Source organism: Anaerovibrio sp. (assembly GCF_051866355.1).
In the GTDB taxonomy this organism is placed as follows: Bacteria; Bacillota; Negativicutes; order Selenomonadales; family Selenomonadaceae; genus Anaerovibrio.
The window spans coordinates 1-4,039 of sequence record NZ_JBJDWZ010000033.1 but is presented as its reverse complement, the minus strand read 5'-3'; the positions used below and the strand labels follow the sequence as shown (position 1 = coordinate 4,039).

At 53.4% G+C, this 4,039-nt stretch carries 3 protein-coding genes; 2 read left to right on the top strand and 1 reads right to left on the bottom strand.

Annotated elements, in window-relative coordinates:
• Both ACI3UA_RS02000 and ACI3UA_RS01995 read left to right on the top strand, forming a co-directional pair.
• Positions 1 to 922, top strand: a 922-nt coding sequence (locus ACI3UA_RS02000) for a substrate-binding domain-containing protein (protein WP_439723164.1), incomplete at its 5' end; no start/stop codon positions are given.
• Between the two features lie 96 nt (positions 923 to 1,018).
• Positions 1,019 to 2,710 carry a Na/Pi cotransporter family protein gene (locus ACI3UA_RS01995; protein WP_439723163.1) on the top strand — a complete coding sequence of 564 codons (1,692 nt, stop codon included), beginning with the start codon at positions 1,019 to 1,021 and terminating at the stop codon, positions 2,708 to 2,710.
• Positions 2,711 to 3,145: 435 nt separating this feature from the next.
• Here the strand turns inward: ACI3UA_RS01995 and ACI3UA_RS01990 are convergent, their stop codons facing one another.
• Complete coding sequence (locus ACI3UA_RS01990; protein WP_439723162.1) at positions 3,146 to 3,988, bottom strand: helix-turn-helix domain-containing protein; 843 nt, start codon at positions 3,986 to 3,988, stop codon at positions 3,146 to 3,148.
• Positions 3,989 to 4,039 lie beyond the last annotated feature (51 nt).

Sequence of the window (4,039 nt, the reverse complement as noted above, 5' to 3'; positions counted from 1 at the left end):
GACGAGGAGGGATTTCATGCAGATTGGCAGGATGGGGAGAAAGTTATGGCTGTTGGCTGCCCTGCTGGTGGCGATATTGTCCCTGGCCGGATGCGGCGGGCAGACCGGCGGGACGAGTGAGGTGATGAGCCAGGAACAGATGGCCGGCTTGAAGAAGCTGGGCGATATTCAGGTGATTGCCAGAGAGGACGGCTCCGGTACGCGCAGTACCTTTGCAGAGTTGGCAGGCTTTGCCGGTGATGGCAAGGGCCGGGATATGACGCGGGAGGATGCCCTGGTGGCGGATAATGCGTCCGCAGTTATTGGTGCGGTGTCGAGTAATGCTTCGGCCATCGGATATGTATCCCGCGGGGCGGTGCGCCATGATGACGCTGTCAAGGTGCTGAGGGTAAACGGCTTTGATGTGGCGTCGGCCAGAGGAAGCTATCCTCTGCGGCGGGGCTTTTATCTGGCCTACAGCGGCAGTCTGAACGAGCTGGAACAGGATTTTCTGACCTATGTCAACGGTGCGGGACAGGAGCTGGTGGGAGTTTCCTTCGGGGCTGTCGGCAAGGCGGACAGGTTTGTTTCCAATCAGGCGGCAGGGGAGCTCAGGATAATCGGCTCCACCTCGGTAGCGCCGCTGATGTCGGAGCTGGCCGTGGCCTATGAGCAGATTAACTCCCATGCTATCGTCAAGGTGGTGGCTTCGGATACGGCTGACGGACTGACCAGAACCATGCGGGGCGAGTGCAGCTTCGGCATGGCTTCCAGGGAGCTGAAGGATTATGAAAAGGAGCTTTTGAACTACAGGCTGATAGCCAATGATGATATTGTAGTTATAGTCAACAAGTCTAACCCGCTGAACAGCATCACCCTTGAACAGCTGAGGGAAATCTATACAGGCAGTGCCACCAGCTGGCAGGATTTGTATCAGAAATAAACAGGCAGGATGGCGCCGCGGCAGTTTGACAGAGAAGATACGCGCCGCGGTGAGAAATAAAAAAGAAAAATACCACTGTGATACGGAGGAGAAAACATGGAAGGTATGCAGATTGCATTTGGTTTGCTGGGCGGACTGGCAGTCTTTATTTACGGCATGAATATGATGAGCGAATGCCTGCAGAAGGCCGCCGGGGAAAAGATGAAGAGCATTTTGGCCATGCTGACCCGCAATCCTTTTCTGGGGGTGCTGGCAGGTGCGCTGACCACGGCGGTACTGCAGAGCAGCAGTGCCACCACGGTCATGGCCATCGGCTTTGTCAGCGCAGGGCTGATGAGCTTGCCGCAGGCGATTTCGATTATTCTGGGCGCTAACATCGGTACGACCATGACGGCGCAGATTATCGCCTTCAAAATCAGCGATTATATCTATCTGATTGTCTTTTTGGGCTTTGCCATGTCCTTTGTCAGCAAGTCGGAAAAGATTAAGAATATCGGCCAGACGATTTTTGCCTTTGGTCTTTTGTTCCTGGGGATTGAAACCATGGGGCATGTGATGAAGCCGCTGGCTTCCAGCCCTGTGTTTACCAATATGATTGCCGAGGTAAGCGATATTCCTGTGCTGGGCGTGCTGGTGGGAACCCTGATGACGCTGGTGGTACAGAGCAGTAGCGCCACCATCGCGGTACTGCAGAATTTTGCGGCGCAGGCAGGGCCTGACGGCGTAACCAGCATTCTGGGGCTGGCAGGAGCTATTCCGGTACTGCTGGGCGACAATATCGGTACCACCATCACGGCCCTGTTTGCCAGCGTGGGGCAGTCCAGAAATGCCAAGCGGACGGCGGTGGCTCACTGCGTGTTCAACATTTCCGGCTGTCTGATGTTTATCTGGTTTGTCAATCCCTATGCGTCCTTTATTCAGAGCATTTCCCCATCCGGCCCGGAGGTGGAGGTCATTTCCCGGCAGATTGCCAATGCCCACACCATTTTCAACATAACCATGACCTGTGTCTGGGTGGGACTGATTGACAAGGTGATGGTGCCTATCGTCATGCGGATTATTCCGGAGGGCGAGGCAGTGGTGTCCGAAAATCCTATGGAGCCGCAGTATCTGGACGGCAATCTCATCAACCAGCCTTCTGCCGCCCTGCAACTGGTAGCCAAGGAGGTTATGCACTGCAGTGACATCGTGCAGAAGCTGATTAACAGCACCGGGGAGCTGTTGCGGAAGGATGATGCCGGCCTGCTGGCCGGTATCTATGAGCAGGAAAATGCCGCCCGCAACCTGCACGAGAGGATTACGGAATATCTGGCGGACCTGTTCTCCGCCGGTGTGCTGACCGAGGAGCAGGCCACCCAGACGGCGGGCCTGATGTACGTGCTGAGTGACGTGGACAGGATTGCCATCCTCTGCGGTGATGCGGCAAGGGCTGTGCAGGAGAAAATGGACAAAAAGTACAAGTTCTCCAAGGAGGCCAGAAAGGATCTGGAGAAGAGCCTGCAGCTGGTGGCAGAGATGTACATCAATGCTCTCAATGTCATGGAAACCGGCAGTAAGGAAGATGTCAAGGCGATTTTCAAGCAGAAGGTTATTATCCGTGACATGGATATCGCCATGCGCAAGGCGCATATGTCACGGGTCAGCAAGGGCAAGTGTGCGGCCAACCTGACCGTGCCGTACAACAAGCTGTTACACATTATTGACCGCATGGGCAACAACTGCGTAAATATTGCGGATACTGCCCTGAAAAAAGTAAATCTGCAGTATTTTACCGCGCTTGAAGCGTAAAATATAGCTTATGCTTTTCAGTGCATAATTGATTAGTGCATAACTGATTAGTACATAGTTGATTAGTGCATAATTGACGAACCCGGTATGACTGTACCAACGAAAACGCGCTCTCGCTCCGAGGGATAACAAAACCCTATATCCATGATTATTTTCGGCCTAAATCCTTGTCTGCGTTGTTGTCGTCGGTCGGCATGGAACCACCATGCCTTCCTCCTCCGCCTAGCATACAAGGATTTATCCTCGAAACTAATTCATGTCAATAGGGTTTCGTTATACCCTTTGCACCTCGCGGATGCTAAGCTCTTGCTGCGCCTGATGGCTTGCAAGTCGCTAAGCACCGAGGCGCAACAAGGGTTTTCTTATGGTACATGTCATACCGGGTTCTTGCTTTCTGCCTGTCCGTAAAAAGGCATTAACCGTATTTTAGGTGATTTATGTATTGCTGTTGCGGAAGGCGGTGGGGGTGGTGCGGAAGCTCTTCCTAAATTCGCGGGAAAAGGCGGAGTAGTCCGTAAAGCCGCACTGGTAGCAAAGCTCCGTGATGGGGATGTCGGTGGTGGCCAGCAGGCTTTTGGCCAGCAGGAGTCTTTTGCTGTTGATGTACTGGTGGATACTGCAGCCGGTGTCGGCCTTGAACTTGCGCATCATGTAAAATTTGCTGAGATAGACCTTTTCCGCCAGAGTGTCAATGGAAAGCTCTTCGGTCAGATGGCCGTTGATGTAGGCCAGCAACTGCTGGATTTTCTTGTCGCAGGAAACGCTTGCCAGCTCCAGCTCATTGTCCAGAATGGCCCTGTTCAGGAGTATCATAAACTCGATGAACAGCATTTCCGTGTACAGCTCATTGGCATAGCCCGCCTGATGGGCGGCATTTTCCAGCTTGTTCATATGAAACAGCAGGTCGTGGCTCTTGCCCGGCGGTGCGTGCATGACGCTGGAGGCCTCCCTGGCTACTTGAAAGCATCTGGCCAGGTCGCATTTGCCCTGCCCACAGCTGGCGAGAAAATCAGGGGAAACGTAAATGACAATCCGTTCATAGCTCCTGCCCGGCACGGTAACAGGGCGGTGGATTTCCCCCGCGCTGACGAAAAGAATGTCCCGCGCCGTCAGGGGATAGGTTTTGCCTTCGATGATGTAGGAGGCTTCGCCATCCAGAAACAGAATAATCTTGTGAAAATCGTGGTAATGGAAAGGGATTTCCTGCAGGGAGGTGTCCGCCAGCCGGAATACTCGGAAGCCCTGCAGGAGATAGCCTTTTTTGTCGTATTCAGCCATAAGCATCGCTCCTGTCCTGTTATGCAGATATTGGTTGTTATGTTAGTCCTG